Source organism: Paenibacillus tianmuensis, from assembly GCF_900100345.1.
GTDB classification, from domain to species: Bacteria; Bacillota; Bacilli; order Paenibacillales; family NBRC-103111; genus Paenibacillus_G; species Paenibacillus_G tianmuensis.
On the sequence record NZ_FMTT01000042.1, the window covers coordinates 26,899 to 53,534 of the forward strand.

The following is a 26,636-nucleotide window of genomic DNA, read 5'->3' on the forward strand; positions in this document are numbered from 1 at the left end:
TTTATAATAAGTTTCATTGAAAACGAACGAAGAAGCCAGGAGGAACTTACTTAACATGGACAAGCCGAACGAAATCATTGTGGTGCTCGACTTTGGCGGACAGTACAACCAACTCATCGCCCGTCGGATTCGCGACTTGGGCGTTTACAGCGAATTGCTGCCTTATAACACCCCGATTGAAAAAATCAGAGCGCTGCAGCCGAAAGGCATCGTTTTCTCGGGAGGCCCCGCCAGCGTGTACGGAGAAGCATCGCCGTTGGTCGATCCGGCTGTGTACGAGCTTGGCGTGCCGATTTTCGGAATTTGCTACGGCATGCAGCTGATGGCGCATCAATTGCAGGGCAAGGTGGAACGGGCATCGAAGCGGGAGTATGGCAAAGCCGAGGTCGATTTCACCGACGCGTGCGGTTTGGTGCATGGCCTCGATAAAAAACAAACGGTTTGGATGAGCCACAGCGATCTTGTCGTCCAAGCGCCGGAAGGCTTCATCATTGACGCTAGCACCGAGCATGCTCCTGTAGCGGCCATGAGCCATCCGGAGAAAAAAATGTTCGCCGTTCAATTCCATCCGGAAGTGCGTCACTCCGTCTACGGCAACGATATCATCCGCAACTTCCTGTATCATATTTGCGGCTGCGAGGGCAAGTGGAGCATGGAATCGTTCATCGAGGATACGATCCGCGACATTCGCAATCAGGTCGGCAATAAAAAAGTGCTGTGCGCGCTCAGCGGCGGCGTCGATTCGTCCGTCGTGGCGGCGCTCATTCATAAAGCGGTCGGCGACCAATTGACTTGTATGTTCATCGATCACGGTCTGCTGCGCAAAGGCGAAGCGGAAAGCGTCATGGACACGTTCGTCGGCAAATTCGATATGCACGTCGTCAAAATCGACGCGCGCGAACGGTTCCTTGGCAAGCTCGCCGGCGTGGACGATCCGGAACAAAAACGCAAAATCATCGGCACGGAATTCATCCGCGTCTTTGAAGAAGAATCGGCCGAACTCGGCGATTTCGCGTTCCTTGCCCAAGGCACACTGTACACGGACATTGTGGAAAGCGGCACGGCAACGGCGCAAACGATCAAATCGCACCATAACGTCGGCGGCTTGCCGGAAGACATGAAGTTCGAGCTCGTGGAGCCGCTCAAAGCGCTATTCAAGGACGAGGTCCGCAAGGTTGGTGAGGAATGCGGCCTTCCGGCGGCTATCGTATGGCGCCAGCCGTTCCCGGGTCCGGGACTTGCCATCCGCGTGCTTGGCGAAGTCACGGAGGAGAAGCTGCACATCGTACGCGAATCCGACGCGATTCTTCGCGACGAAATCGCCAAAGCCGGTCTTGACCGCGAAATTTGGCAATATTTTACCGCGCTTCCCAATATGAAAAGCGTCGGCGTCATGGGGGACGAGCGTACGTATTCGTACACCGTCGGCATCCGCGCCGTAACGTCGATCGACGGCATGACCGCCGATTGGGCTCGTATTCCGTGGGACGTGCTGGAGAAAATTTCGGTACGGATCGTCAACGAGGTTGATAACGTCAACCGCATCGTGTACGATGTTACCTCGAAACCACCGGCAACCATTGAGTGGGAATAGGAAGTTTCCTTACACCAGCAACTATTGAGTGCCCCAAATACTCTCTTTTATTTTGCGTTATTTGCGAATAAAAGAGAGTATTTTTTATATGCATAGCGTGAGAAAAATGTTCATTTCTTTTGCGATTTATCTCGTTCCATACATCATGAGAAGCTTTCCATTTTCTTTTGCAAGAGCATAATAAATGACCCCGCCTTGACATCCCGGAGGAAGAGTTCCTTCGACAATCCAAGCTTCTGCAATAGGGTTATAGCTGATAGCGAAGGGAGTTTCCTCCAAAAAATGAGAATAATACTCCGCTAAATAGGAGAAGATTGCCGTTGCAACTGCATGTTCATCTGTAAGCTCACCAAAAGCAATTTCATTTCCAAACCGATCTTGCTGGAGAAGAGTGTCGCGATCGGCGAAATAGAGTTCAAACCTCCCAATTAAATTCTCATCATCCAAATCACGTTCTACAAAGCCATATTCGATGACTTTTTCCTTTTGATAAACGTTGCGTTTGCTCTTTTTCTTATGGTCGACCCGTACGGTGATTTGATTGACTCGAAGCCGGTCACGTTCTCGCTCCTGCTCCGCTATGAATTGCTCCAAACCATCCATAAAACTCATTTTGAAATCACCCTCAAAGAGATTGTTGAGATCCAGGAGGAATCTATGCACTTCCATCTACTTACTCCATCAATTATGAATTATAACACAGGCTTTTCTTTCATATTCAGAAAAATGTATAAATGGTTAAAATTTCGACGGTATCCTCATCAATCGAAATTATTCGTCTACCACATATCAATAAAGCCATCGGCCACGATTCCGAACGAAATTATCACTATTACGCAGATTGTTCGGAAAAACATTTGACAATCGCCGCTCCCGATTTTAGAATAAGGAATGTTGACAACAAAGGAATAACCGTTTCGTATAATTCCGGGAATTGGCCTGGAAGTTTCTACGAGATCACCGTAAATGATCTGGCTACGAACAAGGATAGGACGGTCCACGGATATATCCGTGGAGCCTTCTTTTGCTTGATAGCCCGGGGTCGTTACCCGGGCTTTTCGTCGTTGTTCCGATTAAATATTGTGGGAGGATTTCTAGAATGGAGCGGTTTTTTAAACTGAAGGAAAACGGTACCACCGTACGTACCGAGATCATGGCCGGGCTGACGACGTTTATGACGATGGCCTACATTTTGGCTGTGAATCCGAACATTCTTAGCGCGTTCGGCTCCGGGGCGACAGGCATGGACTGGACGGCGGTGTTTCTGGCCACGGCGATTGCCGCAGGCGTAATGACGATTGCGATGGGCCTGTTCGTCAACTTTCCGGTTGCGCTTGCGCCGGGGATGGGGCTCAACGCTTATTTTGCAACGGTCATTTTAGCATCGCAAGGTCAATTCACGTATCAAATGGGATTGACGGCGGTCTTCATTTCGGGTTTGATTTTTATCGTATTGACGGTAACCAAAGTGCGGCAGCTGCTGCTGGTCGCCGTGCCGGACAGCCTTAAGCACGCGATTACCGTAGGGATCGGGCTCTTCATTGCGATTATCGGAGTGAAGAACAGCGGTCTGCTGACAGTTGCGGTGGAAGCGGGCAAAGACATTCCGGCGCACAAATATACGAACGTTCTTTCGTTTGAAACGGTATTCCATATCGGGAGCATGAAGGACCCGAGCGTGCTGCTCTGCATTATCGGCTTGGCGCTCATCTCCATTCTGATGGTGCTGCGCGTCCGTGGAGCGATTTTGTTCGGGATTATACTCACGACGCTCGTCGGCGTGTTCATGCACAATCCGGACGGCTCGCCTATGGTGAATTTCGCCAACCTGACAAGCGACAAAACGACCTGGGTGCCCGACATGAGCAAGCTGGCATTCGGTCATTTCGATTTCGCCGGTATTATGAATGCGGGAATCATCTCGGTCATTGCGACGTTCACGTTTGTCGAGATGTTCGATACGTTCGGCACGCTCGTAGGCACGGCCAACCGGGCGGGCTTCATGAAGAACAAGGAAGAAGGCAACAAAAAAGTCGGCAAAGCGATGATGGTCGACGCTGTTGGCGTCAGCGCCGGCGCGTTGGTCGGAACGAGTACGGTGACCGCGTTTGTCGAAAGCTCTGCGGGGGTAGCCGAAGGCGGACGTACAGGTCTTACGGCAGTTACGACGGGCGTATGCTTCCTGCTGGCGCTCTTTCTGGCGCCGATTGCGGCGCTCATTCCGGGTCCGGCTACGGCGGCGGCTCTGATCATCGTGGGCGTGCTGATGATGCAGTCGGTGCGCGAGATCGATTTTCAAGATTTGGTGTATGGTATTCCGGCTTTTCTGATCGTGGCGCTTATGCCGTTCACGTATAATATCGCGAACGGGATTTCGTTCGGGATCGTCAGCTACGTGCTGCTGGCGACGGTCGCCAAATTGGGCGGCAAGGGCCAATACAAAGTGCATTGGCTGATGTGGCTGCTGGCCGTGCTCGTGGTCGCCCGCTATATATTTGTCGGCGGAGAATAAAGCTTGCGATTGTGGATTTGCCTGTCGTCTCTTACATGAGACGGCGGGCTTTTTTAGTTGATGAAGCGACGAAAAGCTGGAGTAGAGGTTGTGGATATAGTTATCCACAACCTCTGTGCATAGTGTGGGTAATTCCGGAAACCCGCGTCAGAAGAACATTTAGAGTGATCCGTTTTCCCAAGGGGGAGTGGATAAATTTTTCATAGTGAACATGTGGATAATGTGAATAAGTTTGTGGATTCCTTGAAAAAGCCTGTTTTTTCTAGAGAATTTGACACCTTTTTATGGGGATAATGTTGTGGATAGAGTGAATAGCTCTGGTACAGGGGATAAGCTGGATAAAGCGGAACGAATTGGGCAAAGTACGGAAAAGAGCTCTTTGTAAGGGATTTGGCGGAGCATGCAAAATTTCGATGCTATTGCACGTGCGATACGCTGCATACGACGAATTCCATTGGCAAGGGAAGGCGGTACATTATGCGCAATGGAACGATTCTTCGAAAAGCCTCCAAGTTGTATGCCAAAGGGATCGTTTGTATCGTGGCCGTGTCGTTTCTGTGGATGAACGGATTCTTTAAACCCTCCCCAGTTTATGGGATGGGGATAAATTCGATATCCCATCATCAGGTTATCCCCATTCCTAAGGAAAAATCGGAAGTTACCCCCAATTCTGAAAATTCTCCGATTGTTACGGTTGTTTCCATTCCCGGGTTATCGTTTATGGAGCTACAGCCGGAGTGGTTGGACCGTCTTCCGGCCTTGCGGAAACTGGCGACAACGGGACGAATAGCAGCAATGAATGTTCGCGTCCCCTATAAAGGACTCGAGTCGGTGTACGCGACTTGGGGGGCGGGAACGCCGGCGGACGGCAAAGGAGGCGAAGGGTGGAACCGTACGGAGCGGCGAGACGGGCAGTCCGCCTTAGCGCTCATACGGAGGTTTGCCGCCGATGGAGAGGAGGCTGCGGCTTCAAGCGTCTCGGTGCTAGTCCCGGCTTATCCCTCACTCAAATGGAACAACGCGGAAGGGAATTACTTGGCCCGGCCGGGTTTGCTCGGAGAAACGTTGAAACGTCATGGCGTCCGCTTGGGGGTGTGGGGCAATCTTGATGAGCCGGGAGGAGGAATGGATCGCTTCAAGCGGCCTGCTCCGCTTATGATCATGGACGGTCAGGGAACGGTAGCGGCAGGGGATGTGGGCCGGGGCACTCTCATCGCCGATGCCGCCATGCCTTCGGCTGTCAGGACGGACACGGAACGGCTGGTTGAGGAATGGAGAGCGTTTGTTACCGGACGTAAGCCGCCGCTTGCGGATGGGACGGATCGCGGGGCGCTCGCGGTGATGGAGCTTGGCGATTGGTACCGGTTGTACACAGAGAAGACTTGGTACGAGCCTGCCCGGTTTACCGAACGGAAAAAGGCGGTGCTAGAGCAGACGGATTGGCTGTTGTCGAAGCTTACGGGCGAGATGGAAGCGTCCGGCAGACGTCATGTGCTGTGGCTGGTCAGCCCGAGGGTGCATTCGGAGGCATGGAAAGAAAAATGGCAGCTACCCCCGGTCATCCGCTGGTCTCCGGCCGCAACGGAAGGCACGCTGATGTCTACGGCTACGACACGGCGTCCGGGGCTGGTTGCGGCTGTCGATGTGGCTCCGTCGCTGCTGGGGGAATTCGGGCTGGCACGTCCGGAGGGTATGATCGGTTTGCCTATCGCGAGCGCCGAATCGGGACGACACGATAGCATGTCACCGCTTGCTGTACTGCTGAGCGATATGCGGCAGATGGCCAACGTCTACGCGCTGCGGCCTACGCTATTATACGGGCTTGCCGGGTACGAAGTGGCCGTGATGCTGCTGGGGCTTATCGCGCTACGGTGGGTGAAGCTGACCGGGCGCTTGCGGAGATGGATGCGCGGTTTGCTGTTTTCGGTGCTGCTTGCGCCCGGCGTCCTGCTGGCGCTGGGCTGGGCAGCGCATTTGGACAAGCCGCTACTGGCGGGCTTGGCGCTTGCCGCTCCTCTCGCACTCGGAACGCTTGCTGCGGCGGGCTCCCGGGAAATTCCACAGCTTATGCGCACGCTTGGATGGATCGGAGCGGCAACCGGCGCGCTGATCTTGTTTGACGGCTGCACCGGCGCCGAAGCGATGAAGCGTTCGGTGCTTGGGTACGATCCGATCGTCGGCGCGCGTTATTACGGAATCGGCAACGAGTTTATGGGCGTATTGCTCGGCGCCTCGCTGCTTGGGTTGAGCGCGTGGCTGCAGGTCAGGCGGATGAGGACGCGGCGGCTTAAGGGCAGTGACGCTGAGGCAGGGGAAGAAGCGCTGCGGCCCGCCGACACGGCTGAGCGTGAGACCAGCGCGGGCGGCCCGGGGCGCGCCCACGCTGTCGGCCGCGGCAGCGCCTGGCGCGAGGCGGCGCCTGCCGCCATCGTCGGCGCTGCCGTCGCGGGCTGCCTCGCAGCGCCTGCGCTCGGCAGCGAGGCCGGCGGCGCGCTCGCCGCCGCCGCCGCCTTCGGCGCGCTGGCGGCCCGGCTCGCCGCTGGCGGCGCCTTGCGCTTGCGCCGCCTCGCGCTGGCGGTCGCGCTGCCGCTCGGCGCGGCGCTGGCGGGCCTCTGGCTGCTGAACACCGCTTGGCTCCCCGGCCCGGCCGGAGAGCCAAGCGCCGCCGCAGCCCCGAGCGCAGCGGCCGCTACGGCATCGCCCGCGGCCAGCAACGCCTTGGCCTCCGGCGGAAGCGGGCCTAGCAGCCATATCGGCCGCGCCTTCGATGACCTGCGCCACGGGCGCTACGACGTGATCGGCGCAGTCATCGCCCGCAAGCTGGCGATGAACGTTCACCTGATCCGCGTCTCCGCTTGGAGCAAAGTGCTGCTCACGGCCTTGGCCGTGATGGCCGTTCTGGTGCTGCGACCCTTAGGGTGGCTGCGCCTGTGGGAGCAGCGCTACCCGTACCTGATGCACGGGTGCTATGCCAACGTCATCGGCGCGCTGGCCGCGCTCGTCTTGAACGATTCCGGCATTGTCGCCGCCGCGGCGATGATCGTCTACAGCAGCGTGCCGCTGCTGCTGTTAAAACTGGAGGGCGCCTGATCGCAACGATAGGCGCCCTCCAAGATAACCGTACTATTCCGCAAGCTGCTCCCACTGCTCGTAGCATTCCGCAAGCTGTTCGCGCTTCGCTTCCAAAGCTGCGTTCTTCTCCTGCACGAGCACGTAGTTGTTATACACGTCTGGGTCGGTCAGCTCAGCCTCCAAGCCGCCGATGGCCTCCTCCAGCTGCGCAATCTGCTGCTCCAATTGCTCCAGCTTGCGCAAGCGGGTGCGCTCTTCGCGCTTCGCCTGTTTTCCGGCCTCGTAATCGCTGCCGACGCCAGGTTCAGCCGGTTTCGCCGCGCCGCCTTCCGCTTGTCCGCGGCCTTTGGCGGATTCCGCGCCTCCGCGGCTTGCCGCTTCCGCCAGCCGCTGCTGCTGCATCTCGGCCAGCTCCTGCTTCTTTTCCACATAATCGTCGTAGTTGCCAAGGTAGACGGTTACTCCGTCCTTGTCCAATTCCAGCATGTTCTCGGCCATTTTGTTCAAGAAATAACGATCGTGGGAAATGAACAGCAGAGTGCCTTCATACTCCATCAGGGCCGATTCGAGCACTTCCTTGCTGTACAAATCCAAATGGTTCGTAGGCTCGTCAAGAATAAGCACGTTCGCTTTTTGCAGCATCAGCTTCGCAAGCGCGACCCGGGCTTTCTCGCCGCCGCTGAGCGAGCCGACCTTCTTGAACACATCCTCGCCGCTAAACAAAAAGTTGCCGAGCACCGTGCGGATTCGCGCTTCCTCCAGATGAGGAAAGGCGCTCCATACTTCTTCCAGCACGGTTTGGTTCGGGTTCAGGCCCGTCTGCTCCTGATCGTAGTAGCCGATTTTGACATTCGTTCCCCAATCAAAGGCCCCGCGGTCCTGCGTATGCTGCCCGATCAGCGTCTTCAGCAAGGTCGATTTCCCGATTCCGTTCGGACCGATCAAGGCGGCCGTGTCGCCTCGGCGCAACTGGAACGTAATGCCTTGCGCCAGCGGTTGCTGCCGATCGTAGGATATGGACAGTCCTCGTATGTCGAGCACTTCCCTGCCGGAAGTCGCCTCGACCTCAAACGAGAAGCTGGCCCGCTTCAGCTCGCCGAGCGGCTTGTCGAGCCGCTCCATTTTTTCCAGCGCTTTGCGGCGGCTTTGCGCCCGTTTGGTGGTGGAAGCCCGGACCATATTGCGCTGGATGAAGTCTTCCATTTTCGAAATTTCTTCCTGCTGTTTTTCGTATTGCTTGAACTGCGCCTCGTAATCCGCCGCTTTCAGCTCAATGTACCGCGAATAATTTCCGGTGTACCGTCGCGACGCCGTTCGTTCGATCTCATAGATGGCGCCGACGAGCGAATCGAGAAAATAGCGGTCGTGGGAGACGACCAGGATGGCTCCGGGATAGGAGCGCAAATACTGCTCCAGCCACGTCAGCGTCGGAATGTCCAAATGGTTCGTCGGCTCATCCAACAGCAGCAGGTCCGGCGCTTCGAGCAGCATTTTGGCCAGTGCAAGCCGTGTCTTCTGCCCTCCGCTCAACGTCTGCACCGGGGTAGCCGGGTCCATGTGTCCGAAGCCCATCCCGCTCAAGATTCCGCGAATTCTAGCCTCGATCTCGTAGCCGCCACGCTCGCGGAATGCATCTGACAGCTCGGCATAGCGGCGCATCGTTTCCTCGTTTTTTTTCTCGTCGGCCAGTACGTCCGGATCGGACATGCGCGTTTCCAGCCGTCGCAGCTCTTCTTCCATTTCCAGCAAACGGTCGAATACGCTCATAAGCTCGTTCCAGATGGATCGGTCCGACGTTAATCCGCTGTTTTGTTTTAAATAGCCGATTTTCGTCTCTTTGGCCTTAAAAATGCTCCCCGAATCGTAAGACAGTTCGCCCGCGATGATTTCAAGCAGCGTCGATTTGCCTGCGCCGTTGACGCCGACGAGTCCGATGCGCTCCCGCTCCTCGATTTGTAGCGATATATTGGAAAGTACGGTACTGACGCCGTAGCTTTTCGTGATGGATGAAACTTGAAGCAGCATAATGAATAAAGCCTCCTGAAATCAAAGTCCTGAAAAGGCGACAATCTCCCTCAGTTTAGCATATTTGCCCGCTTGAACGAAACCGAAATCCCCCTCCGCTCACGTTAAGCTGATAGCTTCACGTGCGACGAAGGGGGATTTTTGTTAAGTCAGCCGCGCAAGACGGCAAGCCCGCCAAGAAGAAGGATACCTGAGACGATGGCGAGTCCGTCGGCGCGGGTCAGGCGAAGAGCTTCGGTATGGCTCAAGAGCGCGGTTCGGCGGCCGATTTTTTTCATCTCCAGAGCCGAGGTCACTTCCTCCGCCCGGTGGAACAGCGCCAGCAGGAGCGGGACGACCAACGCCGGCATATCGCGTCCCCGTACGGCTCCTGGCCGGACAGCCGCTTTGCCTCTTGCTCGAACGATATCCGAGAACCGCTGCCATTCGCGCACGATCATCGGGATAAACTTGAACATGAGCGATACCGCCAAAGCAAACGAATCCGTTCGAAGCCTCAACCGCTTCGCATATCCGAGCCCCCAGGCAAGGCCTTGCACCATACGTCCGTAAGGCGTTGCAGCCGCGAACCAGTAGCTTGCGAGCGTGATCAGAAACAGGCGGAACACGTTCAAGCCGGTAGCAAGGGAGCGCTCAAGGGAAAACCCGACGAAGGGAAAGCTGCCGCTTGCCGTCCACTCTAACCCGGCCAAGCCGACGGAGATCAGCATGAACCATGCTAAGGGTTTTAGGAGTTTGACTGCGCCGAGCAGTGCGGAGCGGGACAGTCCGATATAGGCGACGGCAATCGGCAATGCGGCGCAGGCAAGTCCGAGCCAGCTGCTTTGCAGCATCGTGCCTATGACAATGAAAAAATACAGCAGCCATTTGGTGCGCGGATCAAGCCGATACCAGAGCGATTTGGCAGCGGCAGGCGGATGTACGCTTTCTTGGGACAGGCCGGCCGCTTGACTCTGCGGCGGAAGCGGCACGTGCAGTGCAGATTCATCTGATTGGGATTCAATCTGCGGTTTGCCGTCCTTTATCGCAACGCCGCGTCGCTCTTTCAACTGCGCTGCTATTGCATCGGCCAAATCCTCGGGCGAAAGCTTACCTTCGTCCATCACGGCAATGCCGTTCCTCGCCAGCGCGTGCGAAAGCAGGACGCAGCTGGGGAGTCCGACTCCCGCTTGCACGAACGGTTCGGGATTGCCGCATAGAGCGGCCGGTGTCCCATCGGCTGCGATCGTACCGTGGTTGAGCACAATCACGCGGTCTGCCAGAGGAAGAAACAAGTCCAAATCATGAGTCGCGATAATCATGCCGCCTTTGGCCGCTCGGCGGGCTTGCACGTACCGGAGCAGCTCTTTGGCAGCCGCCGATTCAAGACCTGCTGTAGGCTCATCCATCAGGAGCCAATCCGGTGAAGTAGCGATTGTTGTGGCTAAAGCAAGCCTGCGCCGCTGGCCCCCGCTTAGCGCGAACGGAGAACGATCCGGGTCGAACGCGGCGCCGAGGCCGAGGTCTTCGCAAGCGGATTGAATGCGTCGTTCCTTTTCTATCGCTGTAAGCCCATACGGACGCAGCGAATAGCCGAACTCCTGTCGAAGGCTTCGAGCGAACAGTTGCTGCTCCGGAAACTGGAACGTCAAGCCGAGCCGAAGAAGAAGCGGCCGGGTGACCCGGTTGCGGCGCCATAACGGCTCGTCATCCAGACGAATGTCGCCCGACGAGGGCGGCCGCATGCCTGCCAGCAGGTGAAGCAGTGTGGACTTGCCGGAGCCGGTATGTCCGACGAGCAGCGTAACCGTTCCGTCTTCGAATGTAAGATGGACATCGCTTAACAAGCGTCGGTTCGGGTCGTCCGGAGCTGCTGCGCTTACGTTGTGCAGCGTCAGAGGCATAAGCGGCTCACCGCCTTCGCCAAATCATCATAGCTTAAGGGGCGGGCCGTCAGGTTATGTCCCTTTTTCTTTAAATGCAGCGCCGTCTGCACGACGAAGGGAGGGGCAAGTCCGATTCGCTCGCATGGCGTCTCCAAATCCGAATCCGAAGCCAGATCTCCATAAAAGAACGTTTCCGGCGCTCCGTCAAACGCTATCTCGCCTTTCTGAAAAGCGACCATGCGGCTTGCGTGGACAGCTTCTTCCAGCCGATGCGTAATCCATACGACGGTCGTTCCCTGAAGATGAGCTTGCCGGATGACCCGCAGCACTAGTTCTCTTGCAGCCGGATCGAGCATGGCGGTCGGCTCATCCAGCACCAACACATCGGGAGCGGTTGCAAGTGCCATGGCGATGTTGACGAGCTGCTTTTGCCCTCCGGACAAGGAGTTCAGCGGCGTTTCGGGTGACAATTCGAGCCCCACCCGAAGCAGCGCTTGCTTTTGAATCTGCCTCAGCTCCTCCTTGCTCAAATGCTGGTCATTCAACGCGAAAGCAAGCTCTTCGGCCGGCGTATCGCCAATATGCTGGGCCTCCGGATGCTGCAGTACGCCGCGGATGTCCATGCGCTCTTTCTGGACCATCCGCCCCGTCGTAAGCCGGCACGTACCAAGCAGTACACCGGCCAGCGTGCTTTTGCCGCTCCCGTTCGGACCTGCAACGGTTACCCACTCCCTGGACTCGATGAGCAGCGTGACGTTGGACAAAGCTTGATGCACGCCCGAGCCGGTCGGGTACTTTACGGATGCTTCCTGCAAGGCTATGAAGGAGGAAGAAGACATAGGTAAAAAATCCTTTCGTTTTTAAAAACCGTGTGCTATAATCCTCAATTGTTAACCGTATATAATAGTTATTGGTTGACGATTTATTCATCATAACCATACCAAAAAAGGAGGCATTCATCAATATGAAGCTTACGCTTCGAGGCATTGTTTTTAGTGCGCTGTTCGCTGCGTTCGTCGTACTTTTTGGATTTATCAGCATTCCGCTTGGCTTTACGCCCGTACCTATCACCCTGCAGACGCTGGCCGTTATGCTGGCAGGCGGGCTGCTCGGCGCGCGGTACGGCTTTTTGAGCATGGCGCTTATCGTGGTGCTGACGGCCATCGGATTTCCGCTGCTGCATGGCACAGGGGGATTAGGCGTTCTGCTGGGGCCGACCGGAGGCTATGTGTGGATGTGGCCAATCTCCGCTCTTCTGATCGGCTGGCTGCTGCCGCGGATACGTATTCGTGGCATATGGGGATACGCTGCTGCATTTCTTGTTCTCGAGCTGTTCGGCTCGCTGCTGCTGTATGTAGGCGGAGTGCCATGGCTCGCTTATGTAACGGGCATGTCGCTCTCCAAAGCCATGGTTGCCGGGTGCTACCCGTATCTGATCGGCGATGCGATCAAGGTTGCCGCGGCCACCCTGATTATCGCCTCCGTGCGTCAAGTGTTTCCGCCGGAACGGCTAACAGGCCAAGGAATTCCCCAAGAGTAGGAATGATACGACGGGGAATTTTTCGTTTTCACGTTAATCTACGAAGCTTCCTCTTTACATAATACGTCTGCCTTCGGGCAGGCTTTTTTATTATGTAAGAAGATTTTTTATTTTGCCGCGAGTTTTTGGGTAAAATCGTAGAAATTCGTTATTTTGCTTCGATTTATGTTAAACTAGGAGAAAATGCCCCATAAGGGGTTTGCCATCGAGCACGGTACCCATTAGAATATTGTTAATCCAGAATCGACCCGATGAAATGAGGCCGTTTCATGAATATTAAAGAGAAAAAAATTGAACTTCGCCGCCAGGCCGAAGCGGTTCGTTCGGCCATCCCAGAGGACGAACGGAAGCGTAAGTCCGAGATTATCAGCGACAAGCTGATCGAACGGTTGGAAGCGCTGCTTCGTCCCGAGCCGTCGATGAGAAGACGTCCAACACTGCTCACCTATATGCCGGTCAAAACCGAAGTGGACGTGACCCCGGTCATGGAAGCCTGCTGGGATCGTCCTTGGCGCGTCGTCGTCCCGAAGGTCGTACCCGCCTATAAGCAGATGAAGCTGTTCGAGGTGCGTTCGTATGCCGACTTGGAGCGCGGAACGTGGGGAATCCGCGAACCCATAGCCAAAGCGCAGCAGCTGTTCGATATCCGTCAGGTGGATGTCGCGCTGGTTCCGGGACTGGCGTTCGATGTCAATATGGGCCGGCTTGGCTACGGCGGCGGCTTCTACGACCGTTTTATGCAGCAGTATGTCCGTACCGGCTTGTCGAAGCCTTATATTTTGGCAGCGTCTTACGAGGAGCAGTTGATCCCGGAAGTCCCGATGGGACTGTTCGATTTCCGGATCGACGAGCTGATGACGGAAACCCGCGTTTTGACGGAGAAGGGAGCGGATGTCCATGACTGAGGAGCGGCAGCCGTCTCCGCTTACCCATCTGAACGAACAAGGCCGGGCGCGCATGGTGGACATTTCGGACAAGCAGGAAACCGTCCGTACGGCGACGGCCCGCACGACCGTTACGATGCTTCCGGCTACGCTGGAGCTGATCCGGCAGGGAGGCATCGGCAAAGGGGATGTACTGGCCGTTGCGCAGGTTGCCGCGGTCATGGCTGCCAAAAAAACGTCGGATTGGATTCCGATGTGCCATCCGATTGCGTTGACCGGCGTCGATGTCCGGTTTAGCGATAACGATGAGGGGCAATTAACCATCGAAGCGACCGTCCGCACGAAGGGACAGACCGGTGTGGAGATGGAGGCGCTCACGGCCGTATCTGCCGCGGCGCTGACGGTCTACGATATGTGCAAGGCTGCGGAGAAAACGATGCAGATCGGACCGACGCTGCTGCTGACCAAAACCGGCGGCAAGAGCGGAGATTTTCACGCAGCCCCATAGAGACTTAATGAGATCCGGGAGAGGAGCAGATGTATGCGCTGGAAAGTGGCTATCTTGACCGCTAGCGATCGCGGTTCGCGCGGAGAGCGGGAAGACACGAGTGCACAGGTCATTCGGGAATTGATTGAAGAAGAAATAAACGGCCAAATTATCGAATACCGTGTCGTGCCTGACGAGAAAGATGAAATTATGGCGGCGTTGATCGAAATGACGGATTATTTCCGGGCCGATCTCATTTTGACAACCGGAGGCACAGGTCTCGCCGTGCGGGATGTCACGCCGGAAGCGACTTTGAGCGTTATCGATCGTCATGCTCCGGGCTTTGCCGAAGCGATGCGCATGTATTCGCTGCAAAAGACGCCGCGCGCGATGCTCTCCCGGGCCGTGTCCGGGATTCGCGGCAAGACGCTGATCCTGAACTTGCCCGGCAGCCCTAAGGGGGTTTCGGAAAATTTATCGGCCGTTATCGACCAACTGCCTCACGCGCTTGCCATTCTGACCGGACGCGAGGGAGACCACGGCGATGAAGCATGATTCGATGCTCGAAGAGGTTCCTGTGGAACAAGCCGTCGGCATGGTGCTTGCGCATGACCTGACCCAGATTATTCCCGGAAAGTTCAAGGGCCGCCTGTTTAAAAAAGGACACGTGATTCGCGAGGAGGACATCCCGGCGCTGCTCAGCATCGGCAAGGAGCATATTTATACGCTTCGTCTGGCGCAGGGCTATCTCCACGAAGACGAAGCGGCCTTGCGGATGGCGAAGGCTGCGCATGGAGCGGGCATCACGCTGACCGAGCCGCACGAAGGCAAAGTCACGCTCAAGTCCGCGATCCGCGGTCTGGTCAAGATCGACAAAGACCGGATCGACCAGGTCAATTCGCTGGACCAAGTCATCATGTCGACCGTGAAAACGAATACGGTGGCGGAACCCGGCCGTTCCTTGATGGGGACCCGTGTCATTCCGCTTGTTATAGAAGAAGAGCGCATTACAGCAGTTGAGCGCATCGCCGCTTCCGCGGGATACCCTATAGTAGAGGTCAAGCCGTTCCGCCCGCTGCGGGCAGGACTGATCACAACCGGCAGCGAGGTGTTCAAGGGCCGGATTGAGGATCAATTCGGTCCCGCCGTACGCAACAAGCTCGTGGCGCTCGGCTCGGAAGTGATCGAACAACGGTTTGCGCCGGACGACAGCGAAACGATCGCACAGGAAATCCGCCGCTTCCTGGAGGAAGACCGGGCGGATCTTATTCTCGTTACCGGCGGCATGTCCGTAGACCCGGACGATCGGACGCCCGGCGCCATCAAGCGTGCCGGAGCGTCCGTTGTCAGCTACGGCACCCCGATGCTTCCCGGCTCCATGCTTTTGATGGGCTATCTGGACGGCGTTCCGATTATGGGGCTGCCCGGCTGTGTCATGCACGATCCATACACGTCGTTTGACGTTCTGCTGCCGCGCATTTGCGCGGGAGAAACGATTACCCGGACGGACATTACCGAGCTCGGTTACGGCGGGCTTTACGGCTGTTAGTTGATGAACAGGCAACATCTCCACGGAAGGAGGATACTCGATATGCTCGGAAATATAGGATTTAGCGAAATTTTGCTTATCGGACTCATTGCTTTACTATTGTTCGGCCCGAACAAACTGCCGGAGCTCGGACGGGCACTAGGCAAGACGCTGCGCGAGTTTAAGCAGGGCGCCCGCGATCTGATGGGGACGGATGCGCCAGAGCCGCCGCGGCAAGACGTTACGCCCCCGCCGCCTGCGCAGCAGCCACAGCCGCATGCTGTACAACAGGAAACGAAACAAGACTCGCGTCGTTTGCCGGATTAGGGAGGCCCTCGTACTCCCATTTTGACCGTGTGGAAGGTGAACCGATATGGAACATAATGAAGGCATGACGCTGGTGGAGCATCTGGCGGAGCTGCGCAAACGAATTATTTGGGTGCTGCTTGTCCTGATCGTCGGCATGGTGATCGGGCTGCTTGTGGCCAAGCCGTTAATTAATTATTTGAAAAGCGTTTCTCCTATCCAAAACCTGGACTGGTATGTGTTTTCCCCATGGGATGCAATTAAAATGTATATGAGCTTTGCTTTAGTTGCCGGTCTTTTGGTCACGCTTCCGTTTGCTTTATACCAGATATGGGCTTTTCTGAAACCGGGACTCCGTGAAGTAGAACAAAAAGCCTCTTTAATCTTCATCCCCTTTGCTTTTCTTATGTTTTTGCTCGGTCTGGCGTTCGGCTATTTTATCGTGTTTAAAATGGCGCTGTTATTTACTACTGCGATTAGCCAGAGCATGGAACTTAAAGAAAACTTCGGGATCGCGCAATACTTTTCGTTCATGTTCAACATCTTGATCCCGATTGCGCTCGTCTTCGAGCTGCCGATTGTCGTGATGTTTTTGACCAAAATCCGCCTGCTCAATCCGCTGCTTCTCCGCAAACTGCGCCGTTACGCGTATTTGGCGCTCGTCGTGATCTCCACGATGATCACGCCGCCGGATGCCGTGTCCGCCATTATCGTCGCTGTGCCGATGATTGTTCTATACGAGTTCAGCGTCTACTTGTCGGCGTTCATCTACCGAAAGCAGTTGCTGCAGGATCAAGCGTGGGAGGCGGAAGCTTCTGCAAAGTCTGTCGAATGACAGGCTTTTTTGTTTGTCTGCTTGTCGTATATTTTGGAAAGGTCTGGAGACAATGATTGAGGTGTGAAAATGTTGTAAAACCACTTGCAAAATTGCTTGGAAATAGTTATCATAAGAATTGTTGTTAGCACTAAAGGCGTTTGAGTGCTAATTAGATAAACCATCGTTACCCTAATATCAAAAGGAGGCTATTTTCTCATGATCAAACCGTTGGGTGATCGCGTAGTTATTGAAGCCATCGCTAAGGAGGAAACGACCGCAAGCGGTATCGTACTGCCTGACACGGCGAAAGAGAAGCCGCAAGAAGGCAAAGTCGTAGCTGTAGGCAGCGGTACACTCAAAGACGGCGAGCGCATTGCGCTTGAGCTGAAAGAAGGCGACCGCGTGATTTTCTCCAAGTACGCCGGTACTGAAGTGAAATTCGAAGGCCGCGAGCTGCTGATTATGCGTGAGAGCGACGTTCTGGCCATTCTGGCTTAAGAACCAGCGCCTCAATTCGATACTTAAGTGTTAGTTATTTACTTACGAAAATATTCGAACCGTTAAAAATAAACGATTAATTCTCGGGAGGGTTCATTCATGGCAAAAGAAATTAAGTTCAGTGAAGACGCTCGCCGCGCAATGCTTCGCGGGGTTGACGCGCTTGCGAATGCCGTAAAAGTTACCTTGGGACCGAAAGGCCGCAACGTCGTGCTGGAGAAAAAATTCGGCAGCCCGCTCATCACCAATGACGGTGTGACGATCGCGAAAGAAATCGAACTCGAAGATGCATTCGAGAACATGGGCGCTCAGCTCGTGAAAGAAGTAGCGACCAAAACAAACGACGTTGCCGGTGACGGTACAACAACGGCTACGGTTCTGGCTCAAGCGATCATTCGCGAAGGTCTGAAAAACGTAACGGCTGGCGCTAACCCGATGGTAATCCGCAAAGGCATTGACAAAGCCGTTCGTGCAGCGGTAGAAGAGCTTGCGAAAATTTCCAAAACGGTCGAAGGCAAACAATCGATCGCTCAAGTAGCGGCCATCTCCGCTGCTGACGACGAAGTGGGTCAACTGATTGCAGAAGCGATGGAAAAAGTGGGCAAAGACGGCGTAATCACCGTAGAAGAGTCCAAAGGCTTCGCAACGGAGCTGGAAGTGGTTGAAGGCATGCAGTTCGACCGCGGTTATATCTCCCCGTACATGATCACGGATACGGACAAAATGGAAGCTGTTCTGGATAACCCGTACATCCTGATCACGGACAAAAAGATCACCAACATTCAAGAAATCCTGCCTGTCCTGGAGAAAGTCGTTCAATCCGGCAAGCAGCTTCTGATCATCGCAGAAGACGTAGAAGGCGAAGCTCTGGCGACGCTCGTCGTGAACAGACTGCGCGGCACGTTCACTTGCGTAGCGGTTAAAGCTCCTGGCTTCGGCGACCGCCGCAAAGCTATGCTCGGCGACATCGCTGCTCTGACTGGCGGCCAAGTGATCACCGAAGAGCTCGGTCTTGAGTTGAAATCCACGACTCCGGATCAACTCGGTTCCGCTCGTCAAGTGCGTGTTTCGAAAGAAAACACGATCATCATTGACGGGGCAGGTGACAAAAAAGACATCGGTACGCGCGTATCGCAAATCCGTGCTCAACTGGAAGAAACCACTTCCGATTTCGATAAAGAAAAACTGCAAGAGCGCCTTGCGAAATTGGCAGGCGGCGTAGCTGTCGTAAAAGTCGGCGCAGCTACCGAGACCGAGCTGAAAGAGCGCAAACTGCGCATCGAGGACGCTCTGAATGCTACTCGCGCAGCAGTAGAAGAAGGTATCGTAGCAGGCGGCGGTACGGCCCTCGTGAACGTCTACGGAGCTGTAGCAGCTGTGCAGGCTGAAGGCGACGAGAAAACGGGCGTAAACATCATTCTGCGCGCTCTGGAAGAGCCTATTCGCACCATCGCAGCAAATGCAGGTCAAGAAGGTTCTGTCATCGTAGAGCGCCTGAAAAAAGAATCCGTTGGCATCGGCTACAACGCCGCTACCGGCGAATGGGTGAACATGATCGAAGCCGGTATCGTTGACCCTGCGAAAGTAACTCGCTCCGCTCTGCAAAACGCAGCTTCCGTTGCCGCTATGTTCCTGACAACCGAAGCCGTTATCGCAGACAAACCGGAAAAAGACAAACCTGGCATGCCTGATATGGGCGGCATGGGTGGAATGGGCGGCATGGGTGGAATGATGTAAGGAAATCACCCTAAATAGGAAGGTCTCTCATCAATTCATTGAATTGTTGAGAGGCCTTTTTTTCTATTCCTCGTGGAAGATGCCCAAAAGATATAGATCGCTGATAGAACATAAAAAAAGCCCCTTAACTCACGGCAATGAGTTAATAGGGCGAGGACGTAAATCTACACACTCTCATTCAGCGGAGTCGGGAGAAATCACATCCCACTTTCCAAACAGCGTCAAACCCGCCGCTTTAGCCAGCGACACGGACGCCTGGTTATCGAGCTGGCATCGGTACTGGGGTTCGTATCCTTGATCAAAGGCGTACTTGCAGATGGAACGCACCACTTTGCGGGCGTGACCTTTTCCTCTAAAGGACGTCAGAGTCAGCACGCCGAGATCCGCAATTTGCGCATCATCCTCCCAGGGATACATGCTGGCGGCGCTGACCAGGCGATTTTGCTCAAAAGAACCGAACACCGCCCAGTGATCCAACTCCACATAAGCATCATCCAAGTCTTGTTCCGAGGCGGAGGACTCGAACTCGGAGAAAACCGCTTCATCTTGCTCTGTTAACTGGCGCAAGCTACCTTCCGGGTTTTCTTGCAGCAATACGTTCTTATCGGTTTCTGAAAAATAAAAAACATAATCTGCACCATTCAGAGTGACTCCGGCTTCATTCAATTTCCGGCGAAAGATCTCCTCAGATAGGTCCTGTTGTTGATCAAGGCCTGCCTTATCGGCCAGCGCAGGCGTCAGAACCGCCATAACCCGGCCGTCGGTGGTTTCCAGCACCATGACCCGACTGTCTTCGTCCAGGTCTGGGTTGATGGCGAGAGTAAAGACTTCATCGCTATAGAGGACGTCTCCGTTCAAAAATTGCGCCCGCCAAAAGTCAGTTACCATTTGCGAAATTAAAGGCATATTTTCTTGACTTGTCATTATGCTCACTTCCTTATACTTTAGTCTCATTTTGTTGTAGCACAACCAACAATCCTCGTAAAGATACTAGTTCGTTTATAATTAATTCTTCCTTATTTCTAATAACCAGAACGACATGCAATAAGCTTCGATTCATTCAAAATGATCAAATATTCTGCTTGTGTCTATGAATGTGCGTAATATCACTGAAAATTATTATTTGTAAAGGGAGAGTGGTTTTCTTGGCTAAAATTACTGTTGTGGGTTGTGGAATCATGGGAAGCGCAATTGTAAATGCATTCCTTGTTGAGAAACATACGGTTACGATCGTTGATACGAACGAAGCAGCAACCAAGCCTTTTGTAGAGCGCAGGGCAACGTATGCTTCACAACTATCTGATGCATTGGATTCCGATTTTATCCTGTTGAATCTGCCAAATCATAAAATTGTTGAATCTATTTTGCATTCTTTGCCATCCGGAAGCCTGTCAGGCAAAATAATTGTCAATACCACTACGGCTACACCGAAAGACGTACGCGCTGTTGACAAAATGCTAACTGATGAAGGGGCTTTATATTTAGACGCTGCAATTGAATGTTACCCAGCGGAAATTGGAAAGGAAAAAGGATATCTTTTTTATTCCGGCAGCGCCGAAGCTTTTGCGAAAACAAAAGATGCGCTCAGCGCATTGGCGGCAAAAAGCGAATATTTAGGCGAGAATGTTGTCGGAGCGACTGTAATGGACCTGGCGATTATAAACACCCATTATGGAATGGTGGCCTCTATGCTGGAAGGGGTTGCTCTATGTATAAAAAATGATATTCCAGTTGAGACTTACATCAATCAGGCAAAAGCAATTGCACCTTTGGCGTTTGATTCTCCGTTGCGTCAAATATCCACAGATTTGCTTCATTACACCGGTGAGTTCGTTGATGCGAACGAAGCAACCTTAGAAATCGAGACCAATGCGCTGGCTTCCATTGTTCAGGCGCTAAGGGACAGCGGCGTCAAAACCGAATTGAGTGAAACCATTCTGAAAATGATGGAAGGCACAATTGCGAAGGGATATGGAAACAAAAATTTTACCAGCATTATATCTGAAATCTTGTAAAATTCAGCATCCAAAAACGTTCGATTGCGAAAAAGACTAAGCGGCATGAGCAGATTATAACTGACCTAGCCCGGAAAAAACGGCAGCATTCCTTTTGGGATGGCTGCCGTTTTTTTCTTGCGCCCGACGTGAGGATAAGAGTTGCCAATTCCGCCCTCATCGGCTTGCTGCCAGCTACTTTTTCCGGTTACGTATGTGATATATTAATAGAGCTAATACTAAAAGTATTCCACAACTTCGGAGGCCTGAAAATGCTCCAATTATCAATGAATTCGCTTGTGAAGGAAGTTTACCGTTACTTTTCGTATCCGATTCTGGAACGTGGCTGGCACTACTATAGCAATGATAGTGTTATTGATCTGGACGAAGACGAAGCTAACGGAATGTACTATGCATCGGTTGCCGATCCCGACGGTGAGGTTTATTTTGCAGATATTGTTCCAACGTCTCTCAAAGAAAGTCAATGTGATTGCGGAAAAAACTACTGCGCGCATCTATCGGCGGGGTTATTTGAATTGTGCGAGCGATTGGGGCTGGAGCCCTATAAGCTGCTAAAACCGGGGGGGAGCGCTTGGAAGGACGCGGGACAGAAGGCTGCGTCTTCCGGGGAAACCGGCTCATTGAGCGCCACACAGATTCGCAGCAGCGGGACGAACGCCGCCGGTCCTAAAAAACCGCCGCTTGCCTCCGTCCCTCAACCGAATTCGGGCGTAGAGTCTTGGCACCGATATTTTGAAAGCCAGATCCCCTTGGACCGCATCCAATCGATCCAAGGGCTGCATGCGGAAATTTCAAGAAAGCTGCTGCCTCATGCCAATGGCTGGAAGCCGACTTTGCGCAGCTTATACGCGCTGCACATTCAGTTATTTGCTATGACAGCGGGGGACCGGGTCCTTTCTTCTTTATATCAGTTCAGGTATAACTTTTTCAATTCGGGATCTATCGATGAGCTTCATGCCTACGGTGATGAGATCTACCGCCATGTGGGAGAGCTTGTTCGAGGCGCCGATCAGGGTGATCTTGTGCAGCACCGTACGCTTCTTGACGAAACTGCGGCGTACTTGGCGGCCCATGCGTTTCAGCAGGTCAGAAGTTCTATGCCTTGGGGTCTTGTCTATTCCACGATTTGGTGGAACTTGCTATGGGACGAGGAGCGGATGGACCGGGAAAAAGCCAGGTTAAACCGTGCCGCGCGCAACGAGGTGTTTACGCCTGTGCAGGCCGATCAAATCGTCGCCGCATTGATTATGTTTGATCTTCGGGTCGGGAACGATCAGGCGGCCATGAAGAAAACGGGGCGGATTCACCTTCATGTCTTGGAAGTCATGCTGCCTTTCCTAAACTCTTTTATTGCAAACGAGCAATGGGAGCGCATCATTTCCTGGTTGGAATTTTTAATTCCTGCCGTGAAAGCTTCCCGCTATTACGGCATCGGGACGTATTTCCAGCTGTGGGATCAAGTGAATCAGCATGTCCAGTTGGAAGAGCGATGGAAAAAAGCGGTTTTCGAGCTGATGCCGGGCAGCTTCTCTTACTATGCTCAGACGCTGCTAAACCGGAACTTGCTGCAGGAGTGGGTAGATCTGCATATGGCCGCCGGGTTCATGCCTACCGATTTCCGCGCAGCCGAGTTGAAGCCCGTCGAGAGCAAGCGCAAGGATTTTCTGCTGCCGTGGTATCACTACAGCGTGGAGCGGTGTATTGCCGAGAAGAACCGAAATGCATATAAAGCCGCCGTTCGCATGATGAAAAAGCTTAAGCAAATGTACAAGAATTTGAAGCAAACGGATCGGTGGGAACGGTATTTGGAGCATACGACCGTGAAATATTCCAGGCTCAGGGCGTTTCAGGAAGAGCTTGCAAAACTGCGGAGCGGAGGGGACGGCGCATGATTGATTTTCATACAGTTAGGGGAGACGGCAGGCAAAATGCAGACGGCAGCATAACCGTTTGGGCCTTGTCCGCGAGCGACCGGGTGCTGACGCTTCATGAGCTTCGAATGCGGCTTTTTGCATGGCATCTGCGCAGCATGCACGGTATTTTACTGAAGCAGGACGACGACTCTCAGGAAGGATGCTCGCTGGTGCTTTCGCCCGTCGACGCATTGGATTACTTCGCTTCGCCCGGCACTTCGCTGCATCTTCCCGTCGAATGGTCCGAATCGCTGAATCTTCTTCGGCAGACAGCCGAGCTTTTTCGGGATGTGCTGGATAAAGGATGGTATCGGCCGGATGCGGAGGCTTGGCAGGAAGGGAAACGAGGCTGGAAGCTGATGCTTCCGGAGGGACTGGCACAGAATGGGGAGCGCTTGGAGCAGGAATTGAAAGCGGCCCAGATTGATATTCGATTATGGTTCGATCGGATCATGGAGGAGCTGAGCCATAGCGATGAAGCGGTAGATGCCGCATGGGACGACCTTTGTGCGGAGCAACCGGTATTGCTCGCGCATGCGTACGGCTCGATACCGATGGAATCGGTGATATCGCTTGAAGAAGAGGATTGGCTTGTTTCGGTCGGCTGGCAAAAGGACGATATTCCGTTTCGTACGTGCTTTCGGCTCAACGAACCGTTCATGGACGGAGACGAGGACAGTGCAGTCTGGAAATTGGAGGTGCTGCTGCAAGATAAGAATAATTCGGCTGCAATCCTGCCTGTGGAATGGTCTGAGGGGAGCATTTGTACGGATCGGCTTCCCGAGGCTTGGGTAGAGCATGCTTCCCGGCGCGTGCCGTCAGACCTCCGCAGATGTTTGCAGCTATTGCCTTCGTTAAAAGCTTCGCAGGATTCGAATTCGATTGATCTGAAGCCGGTACTCACCGAAACGGAGGCATGGGACTTTCTGGAGAGAGACAGCCTGCTTCTGCTGAACGCAGGATACTCCGTGCTTCTCCCGGTATGGTGGGAAGCATTAATGCAGCATAAGCCGAAGCTGAAGGTGAAGCTCAAATCGTCCGTGGGTTCAACTGCGGAATCGTTTTTTGGGGCAAGCCAGCTTGTTCGTTTTGACTGGAAGGTAGCCGTTGGCGGTCTTGATCTCCCGGAGGACGAATTCGTCCGTCTCGCTGCAGAGAAAAAACGGCTGATGCACATTCACGGCCGTTGGATACGATTGGACCCGGAGTTTGTCGTTCAAGTGCAGAAAGCCATGAAGCGATTCAATAAAAGCGGGTTATCGTTTCAAGAAATATTGGAAATGCATTTGCTTGGACAGGCCGATCAAGCGGAGGCGCCAAGTGACGTGACGCTGGATCCTGACGAAGAGACGGAACCGAAGCTTCGGATCGAGGTCGAACTCAACAACCATATGGCCAAGCTGATCGAACGAATGCAGCATACCGATCGGATTCCGATCATTGCTCCGTCTCCTCTTCTCCAGGCGGAATTAAGAAAGTACCAGCAGGACGGCGTATCCTGGTTATTGTTTATGCGCAAATTCGGCTTAGGAGCGTGCTTGGCGGATGACATGGGGCTTGGTAAAACGATCCAGTTTATTGCCTACCTGCTTCGTGTAACGGAAGAAAACGAAGCCGCCGCTACCCGGCCCGCTCCGGCCCTTCTGATTTGTCCGACCTCGGTGCTCGGCAACTGGCAAAAGGAATTGGAGCGTTTCGCTCCAACGCTTCGCGTCTATTTGCACTATGGGCCGCAGCGACCTAAGGGAGAGGTGTTCTCCGAAGCAGTCCGGGATTTCGACCTGGTCGTCACCTCCTACAATCTGGCGCAGATGGATGAAGCGGAGTTGTCCTCTATTACTTGGAACGCTATCTGCCTTGACGAAGCGCAAAACATCAAGAACGTGTATACCAAGCAATCCGCGGCGATTCGCCGTCTGGATGCACGTCATCGCATTGCGTTGACCGGAACGCCGATTGAGAACCGGCTGACGGAGCTGTGGTCCATTTTTGATTTTATGAATCCCGGCTATCTGGGCAGTCTTTCAGAGTTTCAGCATCGTTATGTGCAACCTATCGAAAAAAATGGCGATGAGACGCTCATCGGCCGCGTGCAGAAGCTGATACGTCCCTTTTTGCTCCGGCGCGTCAAGAAAGACCCTGCGATTCAGTTGGATTTACCGGACAAGTATGAGAGTAAAGCGTACGTATCGCTTACGGCGGAGCAGGCCGCGCTGTATGAGAATGTCGTTGAAGATCTGATGCAGCGTCTCGACACCCTTACCGGCATGGAGAAGAAAGGGCTTATTCTGGCTACGTTGACCAAGCTGAAGCAAATTTGCGATCATCCGGCGTTGTTTCTTAAAGAGAGGGACTCTTCTTCGCAAGAGAACCACTCGGCCTCAGCCAAGGTTACGCGCCTTCTGGAAATGCTTCAAGAAGCGCGGGAGGAAGGGGATCAATGTTTGATTTTTACGCAATTTGTTGAAATGGGGCACATGCTTAAGGCTACCGCGGAACAGGAAACAGGCGAACGGGTATTTTTCCTCCATGGAGGCGTCCCGAAAAAACAGCGCGATGCGATGATCGCTTCGTTTCAGGCCCCCGACGTTACGGCGAAAGACCGAATCGGGGTGTTCATCTTGTCTCTGAAGGCGGGAGGGACCGGTCTGAATTTGACGGCGGCCAACCGCGTGTTCCATTTCGACCGCTGGTGGAATCCGGCTGTGGAAAATCAAGCGACGGACAGAGCATTCCGTATCGGGCAAACCCGCGATGTGCAAGTGCATAAATTCGTTACGCTGGGAACACTTGAGGAACGGATCGACGAGATGATCGAACGAAAGCAGGGACTTAACCGGCAAATCGTAGGCGCCGGCGAAAACTGGGTGACCGAGATGTCTACAGGAGAACTGCGCGACTTGTTCGCTCTTCGCCGGGAGTGGATCGGCAGACAGGAGGTATAAAGGCCATGTCCAAACGAAAAAGAGAACGAATGAAGGCGAAGGAACGCCGCCATCAGCGAGATATACAGGATAAGGACAACAACAAGGACGCTGCCAGTCCGGAGGTTCCGGCAGCCAGCGGTGCTAAGGGCAGCCAACCGGAGACTTCGACTCCAGCTTCTACGTCAGCTATCGAAACAACACCGTCCGTCAAGCGCCGCGGACGGCCGCCTAAAGCCGCGTCAATAGCCGAAGCAGAGGGTCTGCAGCCGAGCGGGAGCGCTCCATCAGTCAAACGAAAAGGCCGTCCTGCCAAGACGGTTCGTGGACCGGCCTCCGAGGAAGAAGGAGACCGACGTCCCCGTCCGCGTTCGGCCGCCAAAAACAAGGCGACACTTCCTTTGGAGCTCGACTTTGGCGCAAGCCCGCATCTTCAATACATGACGCCAGGATGGCAGCGGTTCTACGCAGCCGTACGAAAAGCATCCGGTAGGGAGTAAGCCTTGCGGAAAGCTAGGAAGCGGATCGTGCTAACGCCAGGAAGGCAGGCTTGTGGAGTAGAAGTCTTATTCCCCGCATTTCGCATGTCAGTAAATGAAAATGAATAATAACAACCGCTGATGCGGTTCAAGAGAAACTGTCTTGGGCTTGGAGGGAGAATGGTCGCCTAAATTCGACATCATTCCCCCTATTTCGACAACGAATTATCATACGGTGTCTGTATGGACTTAGCGGCTTGTGATTTCGACAGGATTCGCGGTGTAGATGGTCATGTCGTACCCCGCCATTTCCACCACCCGGCAGGCAAGATCATCTGCATTGTCCGTCAGCACGCGCTCAGTTCGGTCGGCATATCGAATCAGCATCACTTTGATTTGCTGCAGCATGACAAGCAAGACTTGACCTGTCGGCTTGTAAT

The 26,636-nt window shown here is 54.1% G+C and carries 21 protein-coding genes, 1 pseudogene and 1 riboswitch; of the genes and pseudogenes, 16 read left to right on the forward strand and 6 right to left on the reverse strand.

Going from position 1 to position 26,636, the window contains the following annotated elements:
- The first annotated feature begins 55 nt into the window (after positions 1-55).
- A complete protein-coding gene (guaA, locus tag BLO51_RS22065; RefSeq protein WP_090675273.1) occupies positions 56-1,594 on the forward strand; it encodes a glutamine-hydrolyzing GMP synthase in 1,539 nt (512 codons plus the stop codon).
- A gap of 126 nt (positions 1,595-1,720) precedes the next feature.
- Here guaA and BLO51_RS22070 read toward each other — a convergent pair whose 3' ends face one another.
- Positions 1,721-2,263: an NTF2 fold immunity protein gene (locus BLO51_RS22070; RefSeq protein WP_245719770.1), complete on the reverse strand. Its 543-nt coding sequence runs from the start codon at positions 2,261-2,263 to the stop codon at positions 1,721-1,723.
- Positions 2,264-2,491: 228 nt separating this feature from the next.
- Positions 2,492-2,592: riboswitch (purine riboswitch) on the forward strand.
- A gap of 101 nt (positions 2,593-2,693) precedes the next feature.
- On the opposite strand from BLO51_RS22070, the gene BLO51_RS22075 reads away from it, so the two are divergent.
- A complete protein-coding gene (locus BLO51_RS22075) occupies positions 2,694-4,106 on the forward strand; it encodes an NCS2 family permease (protein ID WP_090675275.1) in 1,413 nt (470 codons plus the stop codon).
- Between the two features lie 720 nt (positions 4,107-4,826).
- A complete protein-coding gene (locus BLO51_RS22080; RefSeq protein WP_143006939.1) occupies positions 4,827-7,196 on the forward strand; it encodes a hypothetical protein in 2,370 nt (789 codons plus the stop codon).
- 33 nt (positions 7,197-7,229) lie between these two features.
- Here the strand turns inward: BLO51_RS22080 and BLO51_RS22085 are convergent, their stop codons facing one another.
- The 3 genes from BLO51_RS22085 to BLO51_RS22095 form a co-directional block, all read right to left on the reverse strand.
- A complete protein-coding gene (locus BLO51_RS22085) occupies positions 7,230-9,203 on the reverse strand; it encodes an ABC-F family ATP-binding cassette domain-containing protein (RefSeq protein WP_090675278.1) in 1,974 nt (657 codons plus the stop codon).
- A 149-nt stretch (positions 9,204-9,352) separates the two neighbouring features.
- Entirely contained in the window at positions 9,353-11,086 is a 1,734-nt protein-coding gene (locus BLO51_RS22090) for an ATP-binding cassette domain-containing protein (RefSeq protein ID WP_090675279.1), read from the reverse strand.
- Positions 11,077-11,907, reverse strand: a complete 831-nt coding sequence (locus tag BLO51_RS22095; RefSeq protein WP_090675281.1) for an ATP-binding cassette domain-containing protein — start codon at positions 11,905-11,907, stop codon at positions 11,077-11,079. Before BLO51_RS22095 ends, BLO51_RS22090 begins: the two co-directional genes overlap by 10 nt.
- Before the next feature lie 125 nt (positions 11,908-12,032).
- Here BLO51_RS22095 and BLO51_RS22100 point away from each other — a divergent pair, with 125 nt between their 5' ends.
- The 9 genes from BLO51_RS22100 to groL all read left to right on the forward strand — a co-directional run bounded on the left by BLO51_RS22100 (position 12,033) and on the right by groL (position 18,865).
- Positions 12,033-12,608 (forward strand): biotin transporter BioY, encoded by a 576-nt coding sequence (locus BLO51_RS22100; RefSeq protein WP_174551296.1) that lies wholly within the window; start codon positions 12,033-12,035, stop codon positions 12,606-12,608.
- A gap of 269 nt (positions 12,609-12,877) precedes the next feature.
- Positions 12,878-13,513 (forward strand): 5-formyltetrahydrofolate cyclo-ligase, encoded by a 636-nt coding sequence (locus BLO51_RS22105; protein WP_090675283.1) that lies wholly within the window; start codon positions 12,878-12,880, stop codon positions 13,511-13,513.
- Positions 13,506-14,000 carry a cyclic pyranopterin monophosphate synthase MoaC gene (gene moaC, locus BLO51_RS22110; protein ID WP_090675284.1) on the forward strand — a complete coding sequence of 165 codons (495 nt, stop codon included), beginning with the start codon at positions 13,506-13,508 and terminating at the stop codon, positions 13,998-14,000. Before BLO51_RS22105 ends, moaC begins: the two co-directional genes overlap by 8 nt.
- A 33-nt stretch (positions 14,001-14,033) precedes the next feature.
- A complete protein-coding gene (mog, locus tag BLO51_RS22115; RefSeq protein WP_090675286.1) occupies positions 14,034-14,534 on the forward strand; it encodes a molybdopterin adenylyltransferase in 501 nt (166 codons plus the stop codon).
- Entirely contained in the window at positions 14,524-15,528 is a 1,005-nt protein-coding gene (locus BLO51_RS22120) for a molybdopterin-binding protein (RefSeq protein ID WP_090675288.1), read from the forward strand. Before mog ends, BLO51_RS22120 begins: the two co-directional genes overlap by 11 nt.
- A 42-nt stretch (positions 15,529-15,570) precedes the next feature.
- On the forward strand, positions 15,571-15,834 hold the full coding sequence (tatA, locus tag BLO51_RS22125) for a twin-arginine translocase TatA/TatE family subunit (RefSeq protein ID WP_090675289.1): 264 nt from the start codon (positions 15,571-15,573) through the stop codon (positions 15,832-15,834).
- Positions 15,835-15,880: 46 nt separating this feature from the next.
- Positions 15,881-16,648: a twin-arginine translocase subunit TatC gene (gene tatC, locus BLO51_RS22130; protein WP_090675291.1), complete on the forward strand. Its 768-nt coding sequence runs from the start codon at positions 15,881-15,883 to the stop codon at positions 16,646-16,648.
- Positions 16,649-16,846: 198 nt separating this feature from the next.
- Complete coding sequence (gene groES / locus BLO51_RS22135) at positions 16,847-17,128, forward strand: co-chaperone GroES (protein ID WP_090675292.1); 282 nt, start codon at positions 16,847-16,849, stop codon at positions 17,126-17,128.
- A 99-nt stretch (positions 17,129-17,227) separates the two neighbouring features.
- Positions 17,228-18,865: a chaperonin GroEL gene (gene groL / locus BLO51_RS22140; RefSeq protein ID WP_090675294.1), complete on the forward strand. Its 1,638-nt coding sequence runs from the start codon at positions 17,228-17,230 to the stop codon at positions 18,863-18,865.
- A 174-nt stretch (positions 18,866-19,039) separates the two neighbouring features.
- Here the strand turns inward: groL and BLO51_RS22145 are convergent, their stop codons facing one another.
- Entirely contained in the window at positions 19,040-19,789 is a 750-nt protein-coding gene (locus BLO51_RS22145; RefSeq protein ID WP_217266770.1) for a GNAT family N-acetyltransferase, read from the reverse strand.
- 221 nt (positions 19,790-20,010) lie between these two features.
- On the opposite strand from BLO51_RS22145, the gene BLO51_RS22150 reads away from it, so the two are divergent.
- The 4 genes from BLO51_RS22150 (at position 20,011) to BLO51_RS22165 (ending at position 26,217) form a co-directional block, all read left to right on the forward strand.
- A complete protein-coding gene (locus BLO51_RS22150) occupies positions 20,011-20,880 on the forward strand; it encodes an NAD(P)-dependent oxidoreductase (RefSeq protein ID WP_167670282.1) in 870 nt (289 codons plus the stop codon).
- 251 nt (positions 20,881-21,131) lie between these two features.
- A complete protein-coding gene (locus BLO51_RS22155) occupies positions 21,132-22,772 on the forward strand; it encodes a hypothetical protein (protein ID WP_090675297.1) in 1,641 nt (546 codons plus the stop codon).
- Positions 22,769-25,738: a DEAD/DEAH box helicase gene (locus BLO51_RS22160; RefSeq protein ID WP_090675299.1), complete on the forward strand. Its 2,970-nt coding sequence runs from the start codon at positions 22,769-22,771 to the stop codon at positions 25,736-25,738. Before BLO51_RS22155 ends, BLO51_RS22160 begins: the two co-directional genes overlap by 4 nt.
- Before the next feature lie 5 nt (positions 25,739-25,743).
- Positions 25,744-26,217 carry a hypothetical protein gene (locus BLO51_RS22165; RefSeq protein WP_090675301.1) on the forward strand — a complete coding sequence of 158 codons (474 nt, stop codon included), beginning with the start codon at positions 25,744-25,746 and terminating at the stop codon, positions 26,215-26,217.
- 228 nt (positions 26,218-26,445) lie between these two features.
- On the opposite strand, the pseudogene BLO51_RS29385 reads toward BLO51_RS22165, so the two are convergent.
- Positions 26,446-26,636 (reverse strand): annotated as a pseudogene (locus BLO51_RS29385) (IS1634 family transposase); the annotation flags it as partial.